Source organism: Solibacillus sp. FSL W8-0474, assembly GCF_038004065.1.
GTDB classification, from domain to species: Bacteria; Bacillota; Bacilli; order Bacillales_A; family Planococcaceae; genus Solibacillus; species Solibacillus faecavium.
Map to the genome: position 1 here is coordinate 936,017 of NZ_JBBOQJ010000001.1, position 22,990 is coordinate 959,006.

General features: G+C 38.3%; 20 protein-coding genes and 1 other annotated feature. All 20 genes read left to right on the forward strand.

Annotated features, from left to right (window positions below; all coding sequences use genetic code 11):
• Window positions 1-89 precede the first annotated feature (89 nt).
• Entirely contained in the window at window positions 90-635 is a 546-nt protein-coding gene (locus NYE67_RS04585; RefSeq protein ID WP_191702308.1) for a DivIVA domain-containing protein, read from the forward strand.
• A 67-nt stretch (window positions 636-702) separates the two neighbouring features.
• Window positions 703-999 (forward strand) — a binding site (T-box leader).
• 258 nt (window positions 1,000-1,257) lie between these two features.
• The gene (gene ileS / locus NYE67_RS04590) at window positions 1,258-4,023 is read left to right on the forward strand and encodes an isoleucine--tRNA ligase (protein ID WP_340727166.1); all 2,766 of its coding nucleotides are present in this window, start codon (window positions 1,258-1,260) and stop codon (window positions 4,021-4,023) included.
• A gap of 92 nt (window positions 4,024-4,115) precedes the next feature.
• Window positions 4,116-4,832: an AzlC family ABC transporter permease gene (locus tag NYE67_RS04595; RefSeq protein WP_340729321.1), complete on the forward strand. Its 717-nt coding sequence runs from the start codon at window positions 4,116-4,118 to the stop codon at window positions 4,830-4,832.
• The gene (locus NYE67_RS04600) at window positions 4,829-5,161 is read left to right on the forward strand and encodes an AzlD domain-containing protein (protein WP_340729322.1); all 333 of its coding nucleotides are present in this window, start codon (window positions 4,829-4,831) and stop codon (window positions 5,159-5,161) included. Before NYE67_RS04595 ends, NYE67_RS04600 begins: the two co-directional genes overlap by 4 nt.
• 315 nt (window positions 5,162-5,476) lie before the next feature.
• Window positions 5,477-5,953, forward strand: coding sequence for a signal peptidase II (lspA, locus tag NYE67_RS04605; RefSeq protein WP_191702315.1), 477 nt, complete (start codon window positions 5,477-5,479; stop codon window positions 5,951-5,953).
• Window positions 5,953-6,855, forward strand: a complete 903-nt coding sequence (locus NYE67_RS04610; RefSeq protein WP_340729323.1) for an RluA family pseudouridine synthase — start codon at window positions 5,953-5,955, stop codon at window positions 6,853-6,855. Before lspA ends, NYE67_RS04610 begins: the two co-directional genes overlap by 1 nt.
• Window positions 6,856-7,224: 369 nt before the next feature.
• Window positions 7,225-7,740 (forward strand): sigma-70 family RNA polymerase sigma factor, encoded by a 516-nt coding sequence (locus tag NYE67_RS04615; RefSeq protein ID WP_340727170.1) that lies wholly within the window; start codon window positions 7,225-7,227, stop codon window positions 7,738-7,740.
• Window positions 7,733-8,425 (forward strand): hypothetical protein, encoded by a 693-nt coding sequence (locus tag NYE67_RS04620; protein WP_340729324.1) that lies wholly within the window; start codon window positions 7,733-7,735, stop codon window positions 8,423-8,425. Before NYE67_RS04615 ends, NYE67_RS04620 begins: the two co-directional genes overlap by 8 nt.
• A gap of 390 nt (window positions 8,426-8,815) precedes the next feature.
• On the forward strand, window positions 8,816-9,361 hold the full coding sequence (pyrR, locus tag NYE67_RS04625) for a bifunctional pyr operon transcriptional regulator/uracil phosphoribosyltransferase PyrR (protein WP_191698474.1): 546 nt from the start codon (window positions 8,816-8,818) through the stop codon (window positions 9,359-9,361).
• Window positions 9,362-9,386: 25 nt separating this feature from the next.
• A complete protein-coding gene (locus NYE67_RS04630; RefSeq protein WP_225231065.1) occupies window positions 9,387-10,685 on the forward strand; it encodes a solute carrier family 23 protein in 1,299 nt (432 codons plus the stop codon).
• Between the two features lie 242 nt (window positions 10,686-10,927).
• Complete coding sequence (locus tag NYE67_RS04635) at window positions 10,928-11,806, forward strand: aspartate carbamoyltransferase catalytic subunit (protein ID WP_340729325.1); 879 nt, start codon at window positions 10,928-10,930, stop codon at window positions 11,804-11,806.
• 1 nt (window position 11,807) lies between these two features.
• Window positions 11,808-13,082 carry a dihydroorotase gene (locus tag NYE67_RS04640; RefSeq protein ID WP_340729326.1) on the forward strand — a complete coding sequence of 425 codons (1,275 nt, stop codon included), beginning with the start codon at window positions 11,808-11,810 and terminating at the stop codon, window positions 13,080-13,082.
• Window positions 13,082-14,182 (forward strand): carbamoyl phosphate synthase small subunit, encoded by a 1,101-nt coding sequence (locus NYE67_RS04645; protein ID WP_340729327.1) that lies wholly within the window; start codon window positions 13,082-13,084, stop codon window positions 14,180-14,182. Before NYE67_RS04640 ends, NYE67_RS04645 begins: the two co-directional genes overlap by 1 nt.
• On the forward strand, window positions 14,175-17,372 hold the full coding sequence (gene carB, locus NYE67_RS04650; RefSeq protein WP_340729328.1) for a carbamoyl-phosphate synthase large subunit: 3,198 nt from the start codon (window positions 14,175-14,177) through the stop codon (window positions 17,370-17,372). The genes NYE67_RS04645 and carB overlap by 8 nt, the downstream gene beginning before the upstream one ends.
• A 1-nt stretch (window position 17,373) precedes the next feature.
• The gene (locus tag NYE67_RS04655; RefSeq protein ID WP_191698469.1) at window positions 17,374-18,147 is read left to right on the forward strand and encodes a dihydroorotate dehydrogenase electron transfer subunit; all 774 of its coding nucleotides are present in this window, start codon (window positions 17,374-17,376) and stop codon (window positions 18,145-18,147) included.
• Window positions 18,144-19,055 (forward strand): dihydroorotate dehydrogenase, encoded by a 912-nt coding sequence (locus NYE67_RS04660; protein WP_340729329.1) that lies wholly within the window; start codon window positions 18,144-18,146, stop codon window positions 19,053-19,055. The genes NYE67_RS04655 and NYE67_RS04660 overlap by 4 nt, the downstream gene beginning before the upstream one ends.
• Before the next feature lies 1 nt (window position 19,056).
• Window positions 19,057-19,764 (forward strand): orotidine-5'-phosphate decarboxylase, encoded by a 708-nt coding sequence (gene pyrF / locus NYE67_RS04665; protein ID WP_340729330.1) that lies wholly within the window; start codon window positions 19,057-19,059, stop codon window positions 19,762-19,764.
• 1 nt (window position 19,765) lies between these two features.
• Entirely contained in the window at window positions 19,766-20,398 is a 633-nt protein-coding gene (gene pyrE, locus NYE67_RS04670) for an orotate phosphoribosyltransferase (RefSeq protein ID WP_191698466.1), read from the forward strand.
• Window positions 20,399-21,029: 631 nt separating this feature from the next.
• Window positions 21,030-22,046, forward strand: a complete 1,017-nt coding sequence (locus NYE67_RS04675) for an ABC transporter ATP-binding protein (RefSeq protein ID WP_340729331.1) — start codon at window positions 21,030-21,032, stop codon at window positions 22,044-22,046.
• Window positions 22,043-22,990 (forward strand): ATP-binding cassette domain-containing protein, encoded by a 948-nt coding sequence (locus tag NYE67_RS04680; RefSeq protein WP_340729332.1) that lies wholly within the window; start codon window positions 22,043-22,045, stop codon window positions 22,988-22,990. The genes NYE67_RS04675 and NYE67_RS04680 overlap by 4 nt, the downstream gene beginning before the upstream one ends.

The window sequence follows — 22,990 nt, forward strand, 5'->3', positions numbered from 1 at the left end:
ATCTGTTTTTGGGGAAATATGATGTTATTCATTAGAGAAACGATTATAATACTCTTAAGAACATACGTAAAAAAGGAGAGTAGAACGATATGCCATTATCCCCTCTTGATATACATAATAAAGAATTTACGCGTGGATTCCGTGGATACGCTGAAGACGAAGTAAATGAGTTTTTAGATCAGATTATTAAAGACTATGAAATTATTTTGCGTGAGAAAAAGGATCTGGAAGAGAAAGTGAAAATGATGTCTACTCAAATGAATCATTATAATTCTTTGGAAGACACATTACAAAAGTCGATTATCGTTGCACAGGAAGCTGCGGGTGAAGTACGTCGCAACTCAGAAAAAGAGGCAAAATTAATCGTCAAAGAAGCCGAGAAAAATGCAGATCGTATTGTAAATGATGCCTTAACAAAAGCACGAAAAATTGCAATTGAAATTGACGAATTAAAAAAGCAATCTAAAGTTTTCCGTAATCGTTTTAAAATGCTGGTAGAAGCTCAACTAGATTTGTTAAATACGGATGATTGGGATCGTTTGTTAGAATATGATGTCGATTTAACGGAAATACAGGATAATAATCGTCATGAGACTAATGAAGATAGTCAAAATGATGAAAATGCGGTCTATTAATAGTGGGGGCTTGACATTTCATCTAGCCTTTTCATATACTGAAAAATAATGAATAGGATGCATAATGCATCATGCGTTGACGGAGACAGTAAATTTAACATTGTGGTTTAGCGATTCGAGGACGGTGAGAGCTCGAACGAAGCAGGTTAAAATGAAAATCACTCCTGAGCTAAATAGCTGAAATTACAACTTTATGAAGCAGGCGTCCAAGACACCTCCGAAATAAAGAAATTCCTCTGGCAAAAGCTAAAGTGTAATTGTTAAGTAAGCTATTTCGTAGAACACGACGTTACAGTGTCTAATGAGGCTATATTTTTAGCGAATTTAGGGTGGTACCACGAGACTAATGCTCCTCGTCCCTTTTCTATAAGGGATGGAGGGGCTTTTTTGTTGTTTGAAAAGTATCCAAATCCTTTAGAGCGTTAATAAAATTATGATTAGTATAGAACGCTAAATCATTTGCTTAAACGTTGATTGGAATGGAGGGGAGATGGAACGAATGCTAAAATCGTCACGTCCTGTGACAACGCATTCGTGACCAACATAGTGTTGGCCCCCGACCCGGAATGGAAATCAACAATCAGTAATCAGCAAGCAATAAGATAATTAGGAGGAATTTTAAATGGTAGAGTATAAAGATACGTTATTAATGCCGAAAACCGACTTCCCGATGCGCGGAGGATTACCAACGAAGGAGCCGCAAGTTCAGGCACAATGGGATGAAATGGACATCAATAAATTGGTGTTAGAGCGCACAAAAGACCGTCCACACTATGTATTACATGATGGTCCTCCATATGCTAACGGTGATATCCATATCGGGCATGCATTAAACAAAGTATTAAAAGACATGATCAATCGTCAAAAATCGATGACAGGTTTCCATGTACCTTATATTCCAGGGTGGGATACACACGGTTTACCAATCGAGCAGGCGTTAACGAATAAAGGTGTTAAGCGTAAAGAGATGTCGGTAGCAGAATTCCGTCAGCTTTGTGAAAAATATGCTTATGAACAAGTTGAAAACCAAAAAGGTCAATTCCGACGTCTAGGTGTACGTGGTGATTGGGAAAATCCTTATATCACATTAAAACCGGAGTTTGAAGCACGCCAAATTGAAGTTTTCGGTAAAATGGCGGAAAAAGGCTATATTTACAAAGGGTTAAAACCTGTTTACTGGTCACCATCTTCTGAATCTGCATTAGCAGAAGCAGAAATTGAATATAAAGACGTTGAATCTTATTCAATCTACGTAGCATTTGGAATTAAAGATGCAAAAGGTGTAGTTCCTGCAGATGCAAAATTTGTTATTTGGACAACGACACCATGGACAATTCCAGCAAACTTAGGGATTTCAGTAAATCCTGAATTCACATATGCTGTAGTTGAAGCAAACGGCGGCAAATATATCGTAGCGAAAGATTTATTAGATAAATTAGCTTCTACATTCGGTTGGGAAGATGTGCAAATCGTTCAGGAAGTAAAAGGCGCAGACCTTGATATGATCGTAGCGGAGCATCCAATTTACAAACGCGATTCATTAGTAATGGTTGGTGAGCACGTAACGGCTGAAGCTGGTACAGGATGTGTACACACAGCACCAGGTCATGGTGAAGATGACTATCAAGTAGGTAAACAATACGGCTTGGATATTTTATCACCAGTCGATAACGGTGGTTGCTACACGGATGAAGCGCCAGGCTTTGAAGGATTATTCTATGAAAAAGCTAATCCAATTGTAATTGAAAAATTAAAAGAAGAAGGCGCGTTATTGAGCGTTTCTAAATTCCAACACTCATACCCACATGACTGGCGTACAAAAAAACCAGTAATTTACCGTGCAACACCACAATGGTTCGCATCTGTAGAAATGTTCCGTAATGAGTTATTAGATGCGGTTTCTGCAACTGAGTTTACACCTGCATGGGGTGAGACACGTCTTTACAATATGATTCGTGACCGTGGTGACTGGGTAATTTCCCGTCAACGTGCATGGGGTGTACCAATTCCAATTTTCTACGCAGAAAATGGCGAACCAATTATCACACCTGAAACAATTGCACATGTTTCAAAATTATTCCGTGAGCACGGTTCAAATATTTGGTTCCAGCGCGAAGCGAAAGAATTATTACCGGAAGGCTTTACGCATGAAGGTAGCCCGAACGGTAAATTTACAAAAGAAAATGACATTATGGATGTTTGGTTCGACTCAGGTTCATCGCACCAAGGTGTACTTGCAGAACGCGGTATGAAATATCCGGCAGACCTTTATTTGGAAGGTTCCGACCAACACCGTGGCTGGTTCAACTCGTCACTAATCACATCTGTTGCCATTAATGGTCATGCACCATATAAAGGCCTATTAACACATGGCTTCGTATTAGACGGTGAAGGACGCAAAATGTCAAAATCACTAGGAAACACGATTGATCCAATCAAAGTTATGGGTCAATATGGTGCCGATATTATTCGGATGTGGGTAGCATCTGTTGATTATACAGGTGATGTTCGTATTTCAATGGATATGCTGAAGCAAGTTTCTGAAACATACCGTAAAGTTCGTAATACACTACGCTTCCTGCACGGTAACGTTACAGACTTCAACGAACTGACTGACCGTGTGGCATATGAAGATTTACGTGAAATGGATCAATATATGTATATGCGCTTACAAGATGTTATTAAAACAGTTCGTGCTGCATATGACCGTTATGATTTCTCGACAGTTTATACAACAGTGAATAACTTCGTAGCGATCGAATTATCTTCTTTCTATTTAGATATTGCAAAAGACGTTGTATATATCGAAGGAAAAGATAATAAATACCGTCGTGCGATGCAAACAGTAATGTATGACACATTAATGGCGTTAGTAAAATTATTAACTCCAATTATTCCACATACTACAGAAGAATTATGGAGCTACATTGAATTCGAAGGCAAACCACAATCTGTCCAATTAACAGACTTCCCTGAAGCTGTGGAGCAAGAAAATTTTGCCGAATTACGTACAAAGTGGGCGAAAGTAATTGTAGTAAGAAATGAAGTATTAAAAGCGTTAGAAGAGGCGCGTAATGCTAAAACAATCGGTAAATCATTAGAAGCAAAAATTTCAGTTTATGCAGATAGTGAAACAATCGAACTGTTAAATGATGCAAATATCGACTTTGCACAGCTTTCTATCGTTTCTCAATTCTTTATCGCCGGCAGTAAAGAAAATGCACCGGAAGAAGCTTTAGTACTAGAGAAAACAGCTTTAGTAGTAGAAAAAGCAGACGGTGAAAAATGTGAGCGTTGCTGGACAATTTCAGAAACAGTAGGTACGAGCGAATCACATGCAACTTTATGTAAACGCTGTGCGGATGTTGTAGAAGACTATTACGTATAAAAAAATTAGAACGCTGTTGCCGATAAGGTAATGGCGTTCTTTATAGCATTTTTAGTTTTCTGAAAAATAAAAAATTTAGGAGTGATATAGCTTTGGCACAAGTAGAACAAAGGCTATTTACACCTGATACATTCATCCAGGGGGTAAAAGATTGTATTCCGACTTTACTCGGCTATATAAGTATCGGTCTTGCATTTGGTGTCGTTGGAATTGCATCTGGAATTTCTTTACTTGAGATATTTTTACTGTCGGTGCTTGTATACGCAGGATCAGCACAGTTTATCTTTTGTGGACTGTATTTAGCGGGTGCACCAGTTACTGCGGTTATCATCACTATTTTCATCGTAAATTTGCGCCATTTATTAATGTCCTTAACGATTGCACCGTATTTCACTAAGTATTCAACATTGCGCAACATAGGCTTTGGCACATTACTGACCGATGAAACGTTCGGTGTATCTGTCGTTACAGCAGGAAAAGAAGGGCGCCTTGGCGGGAAATGGATGAATGGATTAAATATTACAGCGTATACGACTTGGATTGCGGCGTGTACTATAGGTGGAGTCATTGGTCAATGGCTGCCGAATCCAGAAAAATGGGGGCTGGACTATGCGTTAGTGGCAATGTTTGTGGCATTGCTTGTTCTAACACTCGCAAGTATTCCAAAAGAAAAATTAATGCATTACATAAAGCTGATTTTCATTATGGTCATCAGCATGTACGGAATGCTCTACTTTATGCCCGGACATTTAGCCGTCCTATTATCAACTGTTGTAGTAGCATCGATTGGGGTGGCATTGGAAAAATGACAACTTCTATAGCAATGGTATTATTAATTTTAGGCTGTGCTGTAGTAACATGGATTCCTAGGGTATTGCCGTTTATATTAGTGAAAAATATGAAATTGCCAAAAATTGTCCTGCGCTGGCTTGCCTACATACCGGTATGTATATTATCGGCACTCGTAATTGAGGGATTCTTTGAGAAAGAAGACGCAATCGTTACGGTTCAATGGATGAATGTGCTAGTATTTATTCCGACATTATTCATTGCTTTACTTACAAAAAGTTTATCGAAAACAGTGATTGCCGGAGTCGTGACAATGGCAGGATTTCGATTGTTCTTTGGCATAAGCTAAGTAGCAGCTTATTTAGTTATCGTGGCTAAATAAGCTTTTTTATATTAAGCCACTGCTTTTATTAGCAAATGTGGTTTTGAAAGTAGAACGTTTATTATGAAAAGTAGAACCTTTTCACTCAGAAAATGGAACAGCGCGTATCATAAGTAGAAGCCACTACATTTATTAGCTAATAAAGTTTTAAAAGTAGATTCCTTTTCACTAAAAGACGAACTTTATTTTCCTTCTTTAGACACTTTTATCATGTTTAAATTATCGTTCAACCCTACAATTATGTTAAGATAGGAAAGATATATCGTAAACGGAGGATTTGCTGTGTATAAATATTACGGAATAGCTATAGTTGCAGTCATTTTAGATCAATGGACAAAATGGCTAGTCGTTAAAAATATGGAATTAAGTGAACGCATCAGTGTTTGGGATCCTTGGTTTGGCATCCTATCGCATCGTAACCGTGGTGCAGCATGGGGCATGTTGGAAGGACAAATGTGGTTGTTCACAATCGTAACAGTTGCTGTCATTATCGCCATTATTTATTTTAATCATACAGAAGCAAAGGGTAAGCCACTTTATCATATTAGTTTAATGCTACTTTTAGGTGGTGCGGTTGGAAACTTTATTGACCGTTTATTCCGTGGAGAAGTTGTTGATTTTGTCGATGTTTATATACCGGTAGTCAATTATCACTTCCCAATCTTCAATATAGCTGATGCAGCATTGACAATTGCTGTAGTCATGCTCTTTATTACGATCATTCTAGAAGAAAAAAAGGATAAGAAAAAGGTGAAATAATGGCAGTAGTCACATTAACGATAGAGGAACTTACTGGAGAACGTATTGATAAGGCACTTTCACAAATGGAAGAATCATGGTCACGTTCACAAATTGGCAATTGGCTTGAGGAAGAGCGCATTTTAGTAAATGGCGTAAAAGTAAAAGCAAAATACAAAGTAAAACAAGGGGATGTCATTGAAGTAGACGTTCCTGAAGTAGAAGATTTAGAAATCGTTCCTGAAGATTTAGATTTAGAAATTGTTTATGAAGATGCAGACGTATTAGTTGTAAACAAACCACGTGGTATGGTGGTACACCCAGCACCTGGGCATACTTCAGGTACTTTAGTAAACGGCTTAATGCATCATTGTAAAGATTTATCAGGCATTAACGGTGTAGCACGTCCAGGAATTGTGCACCGTATTGATAAAGATACTTCGGGCTTATTAATGGTTGCCAAAAATGATGTTGCCCATGAAGGATTAGTGAATCAATTAGTCGATAAATCGGTAACACGAAAATATACAGCGCTCGTACATGGTCATATTGCCCACGAAAAAGGAACAATTGATGCTCCAATCGGGCGTGATCAAAAAGATCGCCAAAAGCAAGCGGTTGTAGATAAAGGCAAACATGCTGTGACACACTTCCAAGTGATAGAGCGTTTCGGTGAGTTTACTTTAGTTGAATGTCGCTTAGAGACAGGAAGAACACACCAAATCCGTGTGCACATGAATTATATCGGTTTCCCATTGGCAGGGGATCCAAAATACGGTCCAAAGAAAACAATTGATTTCGGCGGACAAGTATTACATGCAGGTGTATTAGGATTTATCCATCCAGTAACGAAAGAATATTTAGAGTTTGAATCACCACTACCGGAAGACTTCAAACAATTAATAGAAGAGTTACGCGGGTAATACATTTCTTAAAAGAGCAACCGAATCCTTTAGAGGGTTCGGTTTTTTGCCGTTCCGGGACAGGGATTCCGGGCGGCTTGCCTCCCAGATTGAATTGCGTAACGAGATAAATAGAGGAACGAATTTCCGTTATTTTAAAATTAACCTAAAAATGAGCTACATCATTCAAATAACGGTAAACTCTAATCTTATTTTAGGAGGACAAGGAAAAAGTTATTTTTTATCGTTTAAATAATGTAAAATAATACAATATATACCACATTATTAATTGGTCTTGCTGAGAAATCCAAACATTCATAAAAATATTTTTATAAATCCAAACTCTCGCATATTGGAAATCGTTAATAATTAGAGAAAGGAGTTGTATTCTTGTTAACTATTCATGATTTAAAAGAAATAATGAATCTCTATACAGAGCCGTTAATTCGTTTAGCTTATTACTACGTAAAGGATCGCCAGGCAGCAGAGGATATTGTACAGGAAGTATTTATAAAGATCTATCATGCTCAATATAAATATGAAGAACGTGGAGAACTAAAAGCTTTTTTATACAAAATGACCGCTAATAAAAGTAAAGATTACTTAAAAAGCTGGACATATAAAAAAGTACAACTGCAAAAAATTTTTCCTTCAACGAGTAAAATAGATTCAGATGGTTTGGTTAGGAAAGATGAGCAAACAATCGTTGGTGATGCAATCCTAGAATTGCCATTAAAACATAGAGAAGTACTTATCTATTATTATTTTAATGATATGAAAATTAGTGAGATCGCTCTTTTACTAGCTACTTCAGAAAGTACGATCAAAACACGACTAAGAAGAGGAAAAGAATTATTAAAGGATGAATTGAAAGATATTGAATGGGAGGTGCTGCTAAATGGATAACTATACACCTAATGAGATAAAAGATTTAAAAATAATGAAACAACGCGTTATGCAAAATGTAGTGCAAGAGATCGAGAATAAACAACCAAAACCAAAATATAGATGGCGTTTTATAATAATCAGCGCAATTTTCACATTAAGTATGTTCTTCTTTATGTTAAACCAAATAATGAGCGATAATCAGCATTCAGCTAATACCCCGCAACTTGATTTTACTCAACCGCAATTTTATGAAGAACATGGTTTATTTTATTTGAATGGATTTACTTTAGGCGATTCAAAATCAGATATAGTAGAACGCTTAGGAGAAAAGAATTTAACAGAAATTCGAGTAGCAGAACTAATAGCCAACAGTGAGTTAACAGAGATTCAGGAGGACGGCAATGGTGCTGACTTTATATTAGATTATAAGGGAGAGGCCAGATTTTACTTTTATGATGAGAAGTTATTTTCAATGTTACTTCTGAATACAAATGAAGAACAGTTTGAAAAAATATATAAGGCATACAATGGAATGAAATTTACGGCTTATGGAGACCATTACCTTTATTCAAGTGAAACTTCTCATATAGTAAAAGCTGAGACAACTCCTATGGGGAATTTGTATTTATATTTATCAATTGCCGAGCCTGAACAACTAATGGAGAATGAAGGGTATATAAAATTGATAGAAGGTACAGATTAGCTATATATTAGATAATTTAGTTTTGAATGAAAATTATTGACGGATAATTAAGATTATTTAAATATTTATTTTCAGTTGTCTGACCTTCAAAATGCTTATTGACTTCTAAATTGATGAGGCATATACTGACTACAGTGAGCTACAGACCTTGACGAGAGCAAGCAGGTAGACGCTACTATTCAGAATATTGTTCACCTTTAATGGCAGTCCAGAGAGGCTGAGAAGGGATAATGTAAGCATTTACGGCATTTTTGTGCGCAAAAATATCCGTATGCAGTTTTTTCAACATGACCTTTTCAAACCCTCTAGAACTTCTAGAGGGTTTTTTGTTTGAAATGAAGACATTTAACATCCCCGTGAACATTACTAAAAAATGAAAGGAGAAAGAACATGGAACATATTTCGGTATTACTTGATGGTCCATCGATGAACCGTGCAATTACAAGGATTGCACACGAAATTATTGAACGGAATAAAGGTATTGATGAAGTAATTCTAGTAGGAATTAAAACACGCGGTGCCTATTTAGCTAAACGTCTTGCAGAAAGAATAGAAACAATTGAAGGAAAAGCAATCCGTACAGGAGAGCTGGATATTACATTGTACCGTGATGATTTATCAACAAAGCAAGTGGATGATCAAGCTCAAGTACAGCAAGTAGATATTGAATATCAAGTTAGCGACCAAAAAATTGTTCTTATTGATGATGTCCTTTATACAGGAAGAACAGTACGCGCGGCTTTGGATGCTGTCATGGATTTAGGAAGACCTGCACAAATTCAGTTGGCAGTTTTAGTGGACCGTGGTCATAGAGAGCTTCCAATTAGAGCAGATTATGTAGGGAAAAATATTCCGACATCGAGTACAGAGCGTATTCTAGTGAATTTAGAAGAAACAGATGGGCAAGATATTATCACGATTCATAAAGTAGATTAATTAGAGCGTACAGGGAGAGAAAATAATGTCAAAAGCAGTATTAGATATTCAAGAGAAGCCAAGTGCCGGTCAGCTGATCACATTTAGTTTCCAGCACATGTTTGCCATGTTCGGATCAACAATTTTAGTACCGAAATTAGTCGGGTTAAGCCCTGCAATTGCACTATTAACAAGCGGAATCGCCACAATTATTTTCCTGCTCGTAACACAATTTAAAGTGCCAGCTTACTTAGGCTCTTCCTTTGCTTTTATTTCACCAATTATTTTAGTAACAGGATTTGGACAAGCAGGTGTAGAAGTAAATCCAGGAAATGCCATGATCGGAGCGATGGCAGTCGGGGTAGTATACGGAATTGTTTCTTTATTAATTTGGAAAACAGGTTATAAGTGGCTAATGAATATTTTACCACCAATTGTTGTAGCACCGGTTATTATCGTTATTGGATTAGGACTATCAGGTGTAGCGGTCGATATGGCGATGAACGTGGATGGGAAATACAACGGACTTCACTTCTCGGCAGCATTGGTAACATTGGCAGCAGCTATTATTTTCAACGTATTCTTTAAAAATATATTAAGTGCAATGCCAATTTTACTTGGAATCGTAGTTGGCTATATTTACTCAGTAATTGTCGGTATCGTTGACTTTACAGCAGTGCAAAATGCGAAATTCCTGGCAATGCCGGAATTCCTGATTCCAGGCGTTGATTATGAATTTAAAGTTACAAGTGCAATTTTAATCGGTATGGTACCAGTGGTTATTGTAACGATTTCAGAGCATATCGGTCACCAGCTGGTGTTGGGGAAAGTTGTAAATCGTAACTATGTTAAGGATCCAGGCTTACATCGATCACTTTTAGGGGATGGGCTAGGAACATTTGCATCGGCCTTAATTGGAGGACCTCCAAAAACAACGTACGGCGAAAATATTGGTGTACTTGCAATCACACGTGTTTACTCGGTTTACGTTATTTTAGGTGCAGCGATAGTCGCAATTATTGTGTCCTTCTCAGGACAGCTAATGGCATTAATTGAAACGATTCCAACAGCAGTGCTTGGGGGGATTTCAATTTTACTGTTCGGTATCATCGCAGCAAGCGGTTTGCGTATGTTTGTGGAGAACAACATAGACTTTGGGAACAACCGAAATATGGTAATTGCCTCTGTCATTTTAGTAGTAGGAATCGGCGGAGCCGCAATGCGATTCACGGAAAGCTTTGCTATTGAAGGTATGGCGTTAGCGTCGATTATCGGTGTTGTTTTAAATCTAGTATTACCAGGTCGTGAAATAGTTGAAAAAGATATTTATGAAATAGAAGAATAAGCAATACCTTTTAAAGATTTGTCCAGAGAGGCTACGAAGGGTATGACATACAAGGTTCATTATCAAGATGATACCTTAGTTTGTTACACCCTTTAAGCCTCGCTAAAGTTATAGCGGGGCTTATTTGTAAACAACGTATGCATATTTAAACAAAAAGTAGATTAAATATACAGAATGTAATAAAATAAAATTAAGCTATCGGTTACTTTGACATGTAATTGATAGTAGCGGAGGGCGCGGGCATGAAAAATTTATTATCAATGGAACATTTATCGAATGAAGAAATAATGTCTATTTTAGATCGAGCACAACATTTCGAAAATGGAAAAGAACCGATTCTAAAGCGCGCTTACAATGTAGCAAATATATTTTTTGAACCTAGCACCCGTACAAAAACAAGCTTTGAAATGGCGGAGCGCCGTCTAGGATGTACGGTAATCCCCTTTGATGCAGAATTTTCGAGCACTACAAAAGGAGAAACGCTGTACGATACTGTCAGAACATTAGAAATGATCGGAATAGACGCAGTCGTAATCCGGGATAAAGAAGATGAATATTACAATGAGCTTTTAGAAGGAATCGGGTGTGCGGTTATTAATGCAGGAGATGGTGCTGGTCAACATCCTTCTCAATGTTTACTCGATCTTTATACCATTCGGAAAGAGTTCGGTGAATTTGAAGGCTTGAATATAACTATTGTCGGAGATATATCACATAGCCGTGTCGCAAAATCAAATGCAACAGCGCTGCAGCGTTTAGGGGCAAATATTCGATTTTTATGTCCGCCTGCCTGGGCAGGTGACTTTGAAGCTGCACATAGTTGGGATGAAGTGCTCGAAGATAGTGATGTCATTATGCTCTTACGGATTCAACATGAACGGCATTCTGTAAGTAAAAATTTTTCAAAAGAGAGCTATCATGAAGAGTACGGTTTAACGGTTGAAAGAGAAAAGCTCATGAAAAAAAGTGCGATTATTATGCATCCAGCCCCGGTCAACCGTGATGTAGAAATTGCTGATGCCCTTGTAGAATGTGAACGTTCCCGAATTTTTCAACAAGTACGAAACGGTGTTTACACAAGAATGGCAATATTAGAGACGATTTTGAAAGGGAGAGATTAAAATGACAACGGTTATTCAGGACGTGAAGTTACTAAATGAAAAAGGAGAATTAGTAATTTCTACTATTGTAATAGAGAATGGCAAAATCGCTTCAATTAATGGAAACATACCATCTAATGCAACAGTTATAGACGGAAAAGGTCTTTTTGCATCACCAGGTTTTGTAGACGTACATACACATTTACGTGAACCGGGATTTGAACATAAAGAAACGATAGCAACAGGTACAGCTTCAGCAGCAAAGGGAGGCTTTACAACAATTTGTGCCATGCCAAATACAAAGCCTGTACCAGATTCTGTTGAAAATATGCAACTGATTAATAATTTAATTCAAGATAGTGCACTCATTCGCGTATTGCCATATGGATCACTAACAAAGGACATTTCAGGAGAAGTTCGAACTGACATGGAAGAGTTAAAAGCACATGGCGCAGTTGCATTCTCTGACGATGGTGTTGGTATTCAGCTCGCTTCTACAATGTATGAGCAAATGCAACAAGCAGCAAAACTGGATGCGGTAGTTGTAGCACACTGTGAAGATAACTCACTCATTTATGATGGTGTTATGCACGAAGGAAAACGAAATAAAGAACTGGGCTTACCTGGCATCCCATCAATTTGTGAATCTGTTCAAATTGCACGTGATGTGCTGTTAGCTGAAGCAGCAGGTGCACGCTACCATGTTTGCCACGTATCGACGAAAGAATCTGTACGGGCAGTAAGAGATGCTAAAGCAGCAGGTATTAAAGTGACGGCAGAAGTTTGTCCGCATCATTTATTATTAGAAGAAATGGACATCCCTTCAGATGATGCCAACTGGAAGATGAACCCGCCATTACGTGCTGCAGACGATAAAGATTCACTGCATGCAGCATTACTTGATGGAACGATTGATTGTATCGCAACAGACCATGCCCCACATACAGTAGAAGAAAAATGCTGTGGCATGGTAGGTGCGCCATTCGGAATTGTCGGTTTTGAAACAGCATTCCCATTACTATATACAAACTTTGTAGCAACAGGAAAATGGACATTAAAACAATTAGTAGATTGGATGAGTGTGAAGGCGGCTCAAATTTTTGATCTACCATACGGAACATTGGAGGTAGGAGCTTCAGCGGATATCGTACTAATCGATTTAGAAAAAGAGCAGACGATTGATGCGGAAGGTTTTGTATCAAAAGGTCGCAATACACCGTTTAACGGATGGGCAGCAAAAGGCTGGCCAGTAGCAACGATTTTCGAAGGCAAAATTGTATACCAGGAGGCAGAATAATGAAAAAACGATTATTAATTTTAGAAGACGGCACTGTATTTACAGGTACGGCATTCGGTAGTGATAAAGCAAGTCAGGGAGAAGTTGTATTTACAACAGGGATGACAGGTTACCAAGAAACATTATCTGATCCATCATTTTATGGTCAAATCGTAACTTTAACATATCCATTAATCGGAAACTACGGCATTAACCGTGATGACTTTGAGTCCATTACACCTGCTATTAGAGGATTTGTAGTACGTGAATTAGCTGATTACCCATCGAATTGGCGATCTGATATGTCGTTGGATGCATATTTAACAGCACAGAATATTCCTGGTATTGAAGGAATCGATACTCGTAAATTAACACGAATTATTCGTGAAAAAGGTGCGGTGCGTGCCATTTTAACAGAAGCAGATGCTGAAGTAGATGTAGAACAAGTAGTTGCACAACTTGAGAAAACACCATTTATTACGCACCATGTCCGTGAAGTTTCGCCTAAAGCAGCATATCCATCACCAGGTCGTGGTAAACGAGTGGTTTTACTGGATTTCGGTATGAAACATGGAATATTACGCGAATTAAACAAACGTGATTGTGATGTACTCGTTGTTCCTTATAACACAACAGCTGAACAAATTTTAGCATTGCATCCAGACGGGATTATGCTATCAAACGGACCAGGTAACCCGGAAGACGTATCAGAAGGTATTGAAACAATTAAAGATTTAATCGGAAAAGTGCCAATCTTCGGCATTTGCTTAGGCCACCAATTATTCTCATTAGCATGTGGTGCGCGAAGCTTTAAATTGCCATTTGGACACCGTGGGGGCAACCATCCAGTAAAAGATTTACGAACAGGTCGCACTGATTTAACGAGCCAAAACCACGGCTATGCCATTGATATCGATTCATTAAAAGATACAGATTTAGAATTAACACATATCGCATTAAATGATGGTACTTGTGAAGGAGTACGTCATAAGAAATATCCAATCTTCACTGTACAATACCATCCGGAAGCTTCACCAGGACCGGAAGACTCGAATCACTTATTTGATGAATTTATTGAAATGATGGAAAAAGAAGCAACGAAGGAGAATCAATATGCCTAAACGTACAGACATAAATACAATTTTAGTAATCGGATCAGGTCCAATTGTTATTGGACAAGCAGCAGAATTTGACTATGCAGGAACACAAGCTTGTCTTTCATTAAAAGAAGAGGGATATAAAGTAATTTTAATTAACTCAAACCCGGCGACAATTATGACGGATACAGAAATTGCAGATAAAGTATATATCGAGCCAATTTCTTTAGAATTCGTATCTCGTATTTTACGTAAAGAGCGTCCTGATGCGATCCTTTCGACTTTAGGTGGACAAACAGGGTTAAACATGGCGATTGAGCTTGATGAGTCAGGTATTTTAGATGAGTTGGGAATCGAAATTTTAGGAACAAAACTGGATGCCATCCATAAAGCAGAAGACCGTGATTTGTTCCGTAATTTAATGTATGAGTTAGGAGCACCTGTTCCAGAATCAGACATCATCCACAACATGGAAGAAGCAAAAGCTTTCGTTGCAAAAATTGGTTACCCAGTAATTGTTCGCCCGGCATTCACGTTAGGTGGTACAGGTGGGGGTATTTGTTACAATGACCAGGATTTACAGGAGATTGTAACGTCAGGTTTGAAATATTCTCCAGTAACGCAATGTTTACTTGAAAAATCGATTGCCGGATTTAAAGAAATTGAGTATGAAGTAATGCGTGATGCTGCAGATAATGCAATCGTTGTTTGTAACATGGAAAACTTCGACCCAGTAGGTATTCATACGGGAGATTCAATCGTAGTAGCACCGACACAAACATTATCGGACCGCGAAAATCAAATGTTGCGTAATATTTCACTGAAAATTATTCGTGCACTAAAAATTGAAGGTGGCTGTAACGTGCAATTAGCGTTAGACCCATATTCATTCCAATACTATGTTATCGAAGTAAATCCACGTGTATCCCGTTCATCTGCACTAGCTTCTAAAGCAACAGGTTATCCAATTGCGAAACTTGCAGCTAAAATTGCAGTAGGTCTTACTTTGGATGAAATCAAAAACCCTGTAACTGGTTCAACATTCGCTTGTTTCGAGCCGGCACTTGACTATATTGTAGCTAAGATTCCACGTTGGCCATTTGATAAGTTCGAGTCTGCAAAACGTAACTTAGGTACACAAATGAAGGCAACTGGTGAGGTTATGGCCCTTGGTCGTACATTTGAAGAAGCATTATTAAAAGCAGTCCGTTCATTAGAAACAGGTCATGTACATCTTGAGATGAAACACGCTGAAGATTTATCGGATACATGGATTGAAAAGCGTATTAAAAAAGCAGGAGACGAGCGCTTATTCTTCATTGGAGAAGCGATCCGCCGCGGTGTTTCTGTGGAAAAAATCCATGAATGGTCTGCCATTGACTTATTCTTCTTAACAAAATTGAAGAAAATTGTCGATATGGAAACGACTCTTGTCGAAAATAAAATGGATAAAGATGTATTAAGAACGGCGAAACGTTTAGGATTTGCAGACAAGAAAGTTGCCCAGCTTTGGGAGATGAAAGAGTCAGAGGTATATGCGTTTAGAAAAGAACAAGGCATCATCCCTGTATATAAAATGGTAGATACTTGTGCTGCCGAATTCGAGTCGAACACACCGTACTTCTATGGTACATACGAAGAAGAAAATGAATCAATCCGTACAGACAAACCATCTGTTGTTGTACTTGGTTCAGGTCCAATTCGTATCGGTCAAGGAGTAGAGTTTGACTATGCAACAGTTCACTCGGTATGGGCAATTCAAGAAGCAGGCTACGAAGCGATTATTATCAACTCAAACCCTGAAACAGTATCAACAGACTTCTCGATTTCAGATAAATTGTACTTTGAGCCACTGACAATCGAAGACGTTATGCATATTATCGATTTAGAGCAACCAATTGGCGTTGTTGTACAGTTTGGTGGTCAAACAGCAATCAATTTGGCAGACAAGCTAGAAGCGAATGGTGTGAAAATTTTAGGTACGACATTGGAAGATATTGACCGTGCCGAAAACCGTAATAAATTTGAAGCAGCCTTACAGGAACTTGGTATTCCACAACCTGCGGGGGAGACAGCGGTATCGAAGGAAGAAGCGTTAATAATCGGTGAGAAATTAGGCTTCCCAGTGTTAGTCCGCCCTTCATATGTCCTTGGTGGACGTGCAATGGAAATTGTCTACAATTTGGAAGAATTGGCGCACTATATGGAGCATGCGGTAGAGGCATCTCCAGATCACCCGGTGTTAGTTGACCGTTACTTAACAGGTCAAGAAATTGAAGTTGATGCAATCTGTGATGGAGAAAATGTATTGATCCCAGGCATTATGGAACACATTGAGCGTGCAGGGGTACACTCTGGTGATTCCATTTCAGTATATCCACCGCAAAAATTAACAGATGCACAGAAAGAAACATTAGTAGACTATACAACACGTCTTGCAAAAGGTTTGGGAATTGTTGGGTTAATGAATATCCAGTATGTCATGAGTGAAGGGGAGATTTACGTAATCGAAGTAAATCCGCGTTCTTCTCGTACAGTACCATTCTTAAGTAAAATCACAAATATCCCAATGGCAAACATTGCTACGAAAGCAATTCTAGGTCAAACAATTATCGAGCAAGGCTACCCTACAGGATTAGCTTCTGAAAAACGAGGCGTATTCGTGAAAGTACCGGTATTCTCGTTTGCAAAATTACGTCGGGTTGATATCACTTTAGGACCTGAAATGAAATCGACAGGTGAAGTAATGGGGAAAGATGCAACTTTCGAAAAGGCATTATACAAAGGCTTTGTAGCGGCTGGTATGGAAATTAAGACACACGGTACAATCCTATTCACAGTTTCGGATAAAGATAAAGAAGAGGCGGTTACTTTAGCTAAACGCTTTTCAACAGTTGGCTACCGCATTGTAGCGACAGAAGGTACAGCAAAACTATTTGAAGACAATGGTGTGAAAACCGATGTCGTTGAAAAAATTGGCGGTAAAGGGAAAACGTTAATCGATATAATTCAAAATGGCGAAGCACAATTAGTTGTTAACACATTAACTAAAGGAAAACAGCCGGCACGTGATGGCTTCCGAATTCGCCGTGAGTCAGTGGAAAATGGTGTACCATGTTTAACTTCACTTGATACAGCAGAAGCAATGCTACGTGTTATTGAATCGATGACATTTACTGCAGAAGAAATGCCGAAAGCGGAGGTAGTACATTAAAATGATTCGTCAAGAGAAAATGACTGTTATTTTGCAAAAGCAAATTGCCACGAATATTTTCGAATTGACACTACAAGGACAACTGGTTCAGGACATGACTCCTGGCCAGTTTGTTCATGTAAAAGTGTCAGATACATTCGAACCGTTGCTGCGTAGACCTATTAGTATCGCAAATGTAGATAAAGAAAAAAATGAGTTTACGATGATTTACCGTGCAGAAGGCCGCGGAACAAAATTCCTTGCAACAAACCGTGAAGGTCAAATCGTGGATGTGTTAGGTCCTCTTGGAAATGGCTTCCCCGTTGAAGCCGCCGAACCTGGTCAAACTGCGCTTTTAGTCGGTGGAGGAATTGGTGTCCCGCCACTTCACGAATTATCTAAGCAACTAAATGCTCGCGGAGTGAAAACAATTCACGTTTTAGGGTTCCAATCCGAGGATGTGTGCTTCTATGAGGAGCAATTTAAAGCTCTTGGCGACACTTATTATGCAACTGTTGATGGCACGAAAGGAACGAAGGGCTTTGTCACAACTGTATTTGATGAGGTGAAACCTGAGTTTGATGTATTTTATTCGTGTGGTCCATTACCGATGCTACGTGCATTAGAAGGTTATTACCCGGACAAAGAGGGCTATTTATCATTTGAAGAACGTATGGGTTGCGGTATCGGGGCGTGCTTTGCCTGTGTATGTGATACAACGGAAAACTATGTAAAAGATTATGTTAAAGTGTGCTCAGACGGACCAGTATTCCCGAAAGGAGTTGTGGCATTATGAATCGACTGAATTTACAACTTCCAGGATTAGAACTAAAAAATCCAATTATGCCTGCTTCAGGTTGCTTCGGCTTTGGTCGCGAATATGCAAAACTTTATGATCTTTCACTTCTTGGTGCAATTATGATTAAAGCAACAACTGTAGAAACACGTAAAGGAAATCCAACGCCACGTGTAGCAGAAACATCTGCCGGGATGTTAAATGCGATTGGACTGCAAAACCCTGGTATCGACAAGGTAATGGGAGAAGAACTTATGTTTTTAGAAGACTATGATGTTCCAATCATTGCAAATGTAGCAGGTACTGAAGTTGCAGACTATGTAGAAGTCGCAGAACGTATTTCGAAAGCATCCAATGTAAAAGCGTTGGAATTAAACATATCATGTCCGAATGTTAAATGTGGGGGTATTCAGTTCGGAACAGATCCTAGTACTGCGCAACAATTAACTGCTGCTGTTAAGGCGGTTTCGAGTGTGCCGGTTTATGTAAAATTATCGCCAAATGTAACGAATATTGTCGAAATCGCAAAAGCTGTTGAGGCAGGTGGGGCGGATGGCATTACAATGATTAATACACTAGTTGGTATGCGTTTAGATGAGCGAACAGGTAAACCAGTTATTGCAAATGGAACAGGTGGATTATCCGGTCCGGCAATTAAACCAGTTGCTATTCGTATGGTATATGACGTTTATAAAGCGGTAAATATTCCGATTATCGGTATGGGTGGCATAACATGTGCGCAAGATGTCATTGATTTTATGTCGGCAGGTGCATCAGCCGTTGCAGTTGGTACTGCAAACTTTGTCGATCATTTCGTATGTCCTACGATTATTGAAGAATTACCAGGCTTGCTGGATGTATTGCAAGTTGAACATATATCAGAAATTATCGGAAGGAGCCACCGTTAATATGAACACAAAACCTATTATTGCATTGGATTTTCCGAGTGAAAAGGATGTAATGGGCTTTTTAGCGCAGTTTGAAGAAAAGCTTTTCGTTAAGATTGGAATGGAGCTTTATATGCAGGAAGGTCCCCGTATCGTTCATCAAGTGAAAAGTGAAGGGCATGATATCTTTTTGGATTTAAAGCTTCACGACATACCTAATACTGTCAAATCGGCTATGAAGGGCTTAGCACGTCTTGGTGTGGACTTGGTGAATGTTCATGCTGCAGGCGGGTGTGCCATGATGGAAGGTGCTTTGGAAGGTTTAGAAGCGGGAACAGCAGCAGGAGGAAAACGCGCTGCACTCATTGCAGTGACCCAACTAACATCAACGACAGAACTACAAATGCAAAAAGAACAAAAAATCGGTTTATCGCTTGAAGAGTCGGTTTTACACTATGCTCAGTTATCGAAACAAGCTGGCCTTAACGGAGTAGTATGCTCAGTTCATGAAGCACACGCAATCCGTGAAGCTTGCGGCGAAGACTTTTTACGGGTGACCCCAGGTATTCGTATGCTTGGCGGCGAAGCGCATGATCAAAAACGAATTGCTACACCAGATGGAGCAAAAAAAGACGGCTCATCGCTTATCGTAGTTGGCCGTGCAATAACAGGTGCAGACAAACCTGTTATTGCCTATAAAAAAGTTTGTGAACTATGGGAGGAAAAATAATATGTCATTACAAAACGAAATCGCTCACGCAATGTTAAAGGTAGGAGCAGTTGAACTGAATCCGACAGATTTATTTACATGGGCTTCCGGTATTAAATCACCCATATATTGTGATACACGTTTAACAATTTCCGATCCAACTATTCGTAAACAAATTGCAAATGGCCTAGCAACGCTAATTAAAGAAAATTTTGCAGACTGTGATGTTGTAGCAGGTACAGCAACAGCAGGTATTCCACATGCTGCATGGGTTTCAGATATCTTGGAATTGCCGATGGTTTACGTACGTTCAAAGGCAAAGGAACATGGCCGTGGAAAACAAATTGAAGGGAAATATGCTAAAGGTCAAAAGGTTGTTGTAGTAGAGGATATCGTTTCGACGGGTGGCTCATCAATTACCGCGGTAGAGGCGTTAAGAGCGGCAGGCTGTGAAGTTTTAGGTGTTGTTTGTGTATATACATATAATTTACCGAAAGCTGAGCAGGCATTTGAAGCGGCAAATGTAAAATATACTTCTTTAACTAATTTTGACTTTTTAGTGGATGCGGCTAAAGAATCAGGAAATATTCAAGAAACAGAGATTCCATTCTTGAAAAATTGGCATAAAGACTTAAAAGACGGAAAATTAAAATAAAAAAATATTATAAAATTTCAAAAACGTGTGAAAGTAAAAAAAAATTACTTTACACGTTTTTATTATAGTTATATAATCCAGTTATGAAAATTTTCAGTTTTTTTAAAAGTGAAGTTTAATAGATAGTTGTCATATTAAACTTTTTTGGTTGATTTGTTCTGTTTGTTTTATGTAAAAAAGATATAAATATAGTCATAAACGCAATTTATTTATAAAAAATTAATGGAAAATTTTAATTTTAAAGAATAGTTTGCTATTGATAAATTTTAAATGTTAAATTAGAATAGTTAGAAAGTTTAATAATTAACATAAAACTTTATGTCTTAACAAATTTGACAAAAAACCAACAAATTATTAACACTTAAAGAAATCTGATTATTTTAAAAGTTTTAATTCTTTCAATAAGGGTATATAACACGTTTGGGAAAATTTAAAACTGAAGCTACAATCAGGAAATTGAACTAAGTGCACCGATGAAAGATTGTTCAAAAGTATTGTACGGATAATTGACATCCAGGAAATATGTACTGCAGTTCTCAAGTAAAGATGCAATTACGCTAGAGCGTACTTGATTATAGGATGAGCTTAGCTGAGTTGAAAGAATGTTTATGTAGAAAGGAGCGATTATTTTATGTCTACGAATACGAACGAATTATTAGAAATCCGAAATTTACGTACGAGTTTCCGTATTAAAGATACATACTACCCAGCTGTAGACAATGTTTCATTAACGCTTCGTAAAAATGAGATTTTAGCAATTGTAGGAGAATCAGGTTGTGGGAAGAGTACATTAGCAACTTCAATCGTTGGATTACATAATTCAAATAATACAAAAGTTGAAGGTGAAATTCTTTATAACAATCAAAATCTAGTAAATTTAACGGATAACCAATTTAACAAGCTGCGAGGTAATGATATTGGATTCATATTCCAAGATCCACTATCGGCATTGAATCCGTTAATGCGTATTGGAGATCAAATTGAGGAAGGTTTAATTTATCACACTAAATTAAACCCGCAACAGCGAGAAAATCGTGTATTGGAACTATTGGACCAAGTGGGAATTCCAAACTTTCAACGTGTTGCTAAACAATTTCCTCACCAATTATCAGGTGGTATGCGTCAACGTGTAATGATCGCGATCGCATTATCAGGTAAGCCGGCAATTATAATTGCTGACGAACCGACAACAGCACTGGATGTAACAATTCAAGCTCAGATTTTAGACTTGTTAAAATCGCTTCAGGATGAAATTCAGTCAGGCATTATTCTAATTACACATGACTTAGGTGTTGTTGCTGAAGTAGCGGATCGTGTAGCTGTAATGTATGCAGGTGAAGTTATTGAAGAAGCACCGGTTGTAGAGTTATTTAGAAATCCAAAGCACCCTTATACAAGATCATTACTGAAATCAATTCCTCAAACAAACAGTGAGAGTGAACAATTGGAAGTAATTCAAGGGATGGTACCTTCTCTTATGAAGCTGCCGCGTCAAGGCTGTCGTTTCTCATCACGTATCCCGTGGATTCCACAGTCAGCACACGAAGAAAACCCAGAGCTTCACGAAGTTGCTCCAGGTCATCTTGTACGCTGTACTTGCTGGAAGGAATTCCATTTTGAGGATGAGGAAGGGAGCGTAAATCAATGAGTTTTATGCAAGTAGAAGATTTAAAAGTTCACTATCCTATCCGAGGTGGATTTTTTAACACAGTAGTTGACCATGTTTATGCAGTAGATGGTGTAACAATGGAATTTGAACGCGGAAAAACTTACGGTCTTGTAGGAGAATCCGGTTCAGGGAAGTCAACGACTGGTAAAGCGATAATAGGGTTGGAAAAAATTACATCAGGACGCATTGTTTATGAAGGTGAAGATGTAACAAATACACGCCGTAAACGTGATTCAGCATATAACCGGGATATTCAAATGATTTTCCAAGATTCACACTCCAGTATGAATCCAAGAAAGCGTGTTTTGGATATTTTAGCAGAGCCAATTCGCAACTTCTTGAAATTGTCACCGCAAGAAGAACGTAAACGCATTAATGAGCTTCTTGCAATCGTTGGGATGTCAGAAGATGTTTTACTGAAATATCCGCATGAATTCTCAGGCGGTCAAAAGCAACGATTAGGGATTGCCCGAGCAGTAGCATGTAACCCTAAAATGATTATTGCGGATGAGCCAGTATCAGCACTTGATTTATCTGTTCAGGCACAAGTTTTAAACTTTATGAAGGACATTCAGGAGCAATATGGAATAAGTTATTTATTCATCTCGCATGATTTAGGGGTAGTTCGTCATATGTGTGATAACATCTCAATTATGTATAAAGGTAGATTTGTAGAGACAGGAAAGCGTGAAGATATATACACAAATCCTAAGCATATCTATACGAACCGACTTCTATCTGCTATTCCTGATATAGAGCCGGAAACGAGAATTGAGCGAAAGCTTGAACGTCAAAAAGTTGAAGCAGCGTATCATGAAGAACAGCATAAATATTATGATAAGGATGGAAAAGTATATCCTTTAAAATCGATTTCAGACACACATAAAGTGGCCATGTCTGAAGATGAAAAGGAGCGTGTATAG

Coding starts and splice junctions, on each gene's coding strand:
- NYE67_RS04585 (WP_191702308.1), top strand. CDS start 90: ATGCCATTATCCCCTCTTGATATACATAATAAAGAATTTACGCGTGGA.
- ileS (WP_340727166.1), top strand. CDS start 1,258: ATGGTAGAGTATAAAGATACGTTATTAATGCCGAAAACCGACTTCCCG.
- NYE67_RS04600 (WP_340729322.1), top strand. CDS start 4,829: ATGACAACTTCTATAGCAATGGTATTATTAATTTTAGGCTGTGCTGTA.
- NYE67_RS04610 (WP_340729323.1), top strand. CDS start 5,953: ATGGCAGTAGTCACATTAACGATAGAGGAACTTACTGGAGAACGTATT.
- NYE67_RS04620 (WP_340729324.1), top strand. CDS start 7,733: ATGGATAACTATACACCTAATGAGATAAAAGATTTAAAAATAATGAAA.
- pyrR (WP_191698474.1), top strand. CDS start 8,816: ATGGAACATATTTCGGTATTACTTGATGGTCCATCGATGAACCGTGCA.
- NYE67_RS04630 (WP_225231065.1), top strand. CDS start 9,387: ATGTCAAAAGCAGTATTAGATATTCAAGAGAAGCCAAGTGCCGGTCAG.
- NYE67_RS04635 (WP_340729325.1), top strand. CDS start 10,928: ATGAAAAATTTATTATCAATGGAACATTTATCGAATGAAGAAATAATG.
- NYE67_RS04640 (WP_340729326.1), top strand. CDS start 11,808: ATGACAACGGTTATTCAGGACGTGAAGTTACTAAATGAAAAAGGAGAA.
- NYE67_RS04645 (WP_340729327.1), top strand. CDS start 13,082: ATGAAAAAACGATTATTAATTTTAGAAGACGGCACTGTATTTACAGGT.
- carB (WP_340729328.1), top strand. CDS start 14,175: ATGCCTAAACGTACAGACATAAATACAATTTTAGTAATCGGATCAGGT.
- NYE67_RS04655 (WP_191698469.1), top strand. CDS start 17,374: ATGATTCGTCAAGAGAAAATGACTGTTATTTTGCAAAAGCAAATTGCC.
- NYE67_RS04660 (WP_340729329.1), top strand. CDS start 18,144: ATGAATCGACTGAATTTACAACTTCCAGGATTAGAACTAAAAAATCCA.
- pyrF (WP_340729330.1), top strand. CDS start 19,057: ATGAACACAAAACCTATTATTGCATTGGATTTTCCGAGTGAAAAGGAT.
- pyrE (WP_191698466.1), top strand. CDS start 19,766: ATGTCATTACAAAACGAAATCGCTCACGCAATGTTAAAGGTAGGAGCA.
- NYE67_RS04675 (WP_340729331.1), top strand. CDS start 21,030: ATGTCTACGAATACGAACGAATTATTAGAAATCCGAAATTTACGTACG.
- NYE67_RS04680 (WP_340729332.1), top strand. CDS start 22,043: ATGAGTTTTATGCAAGTAGAAGATTTAAAAGTTCACTATCCTATCCGA.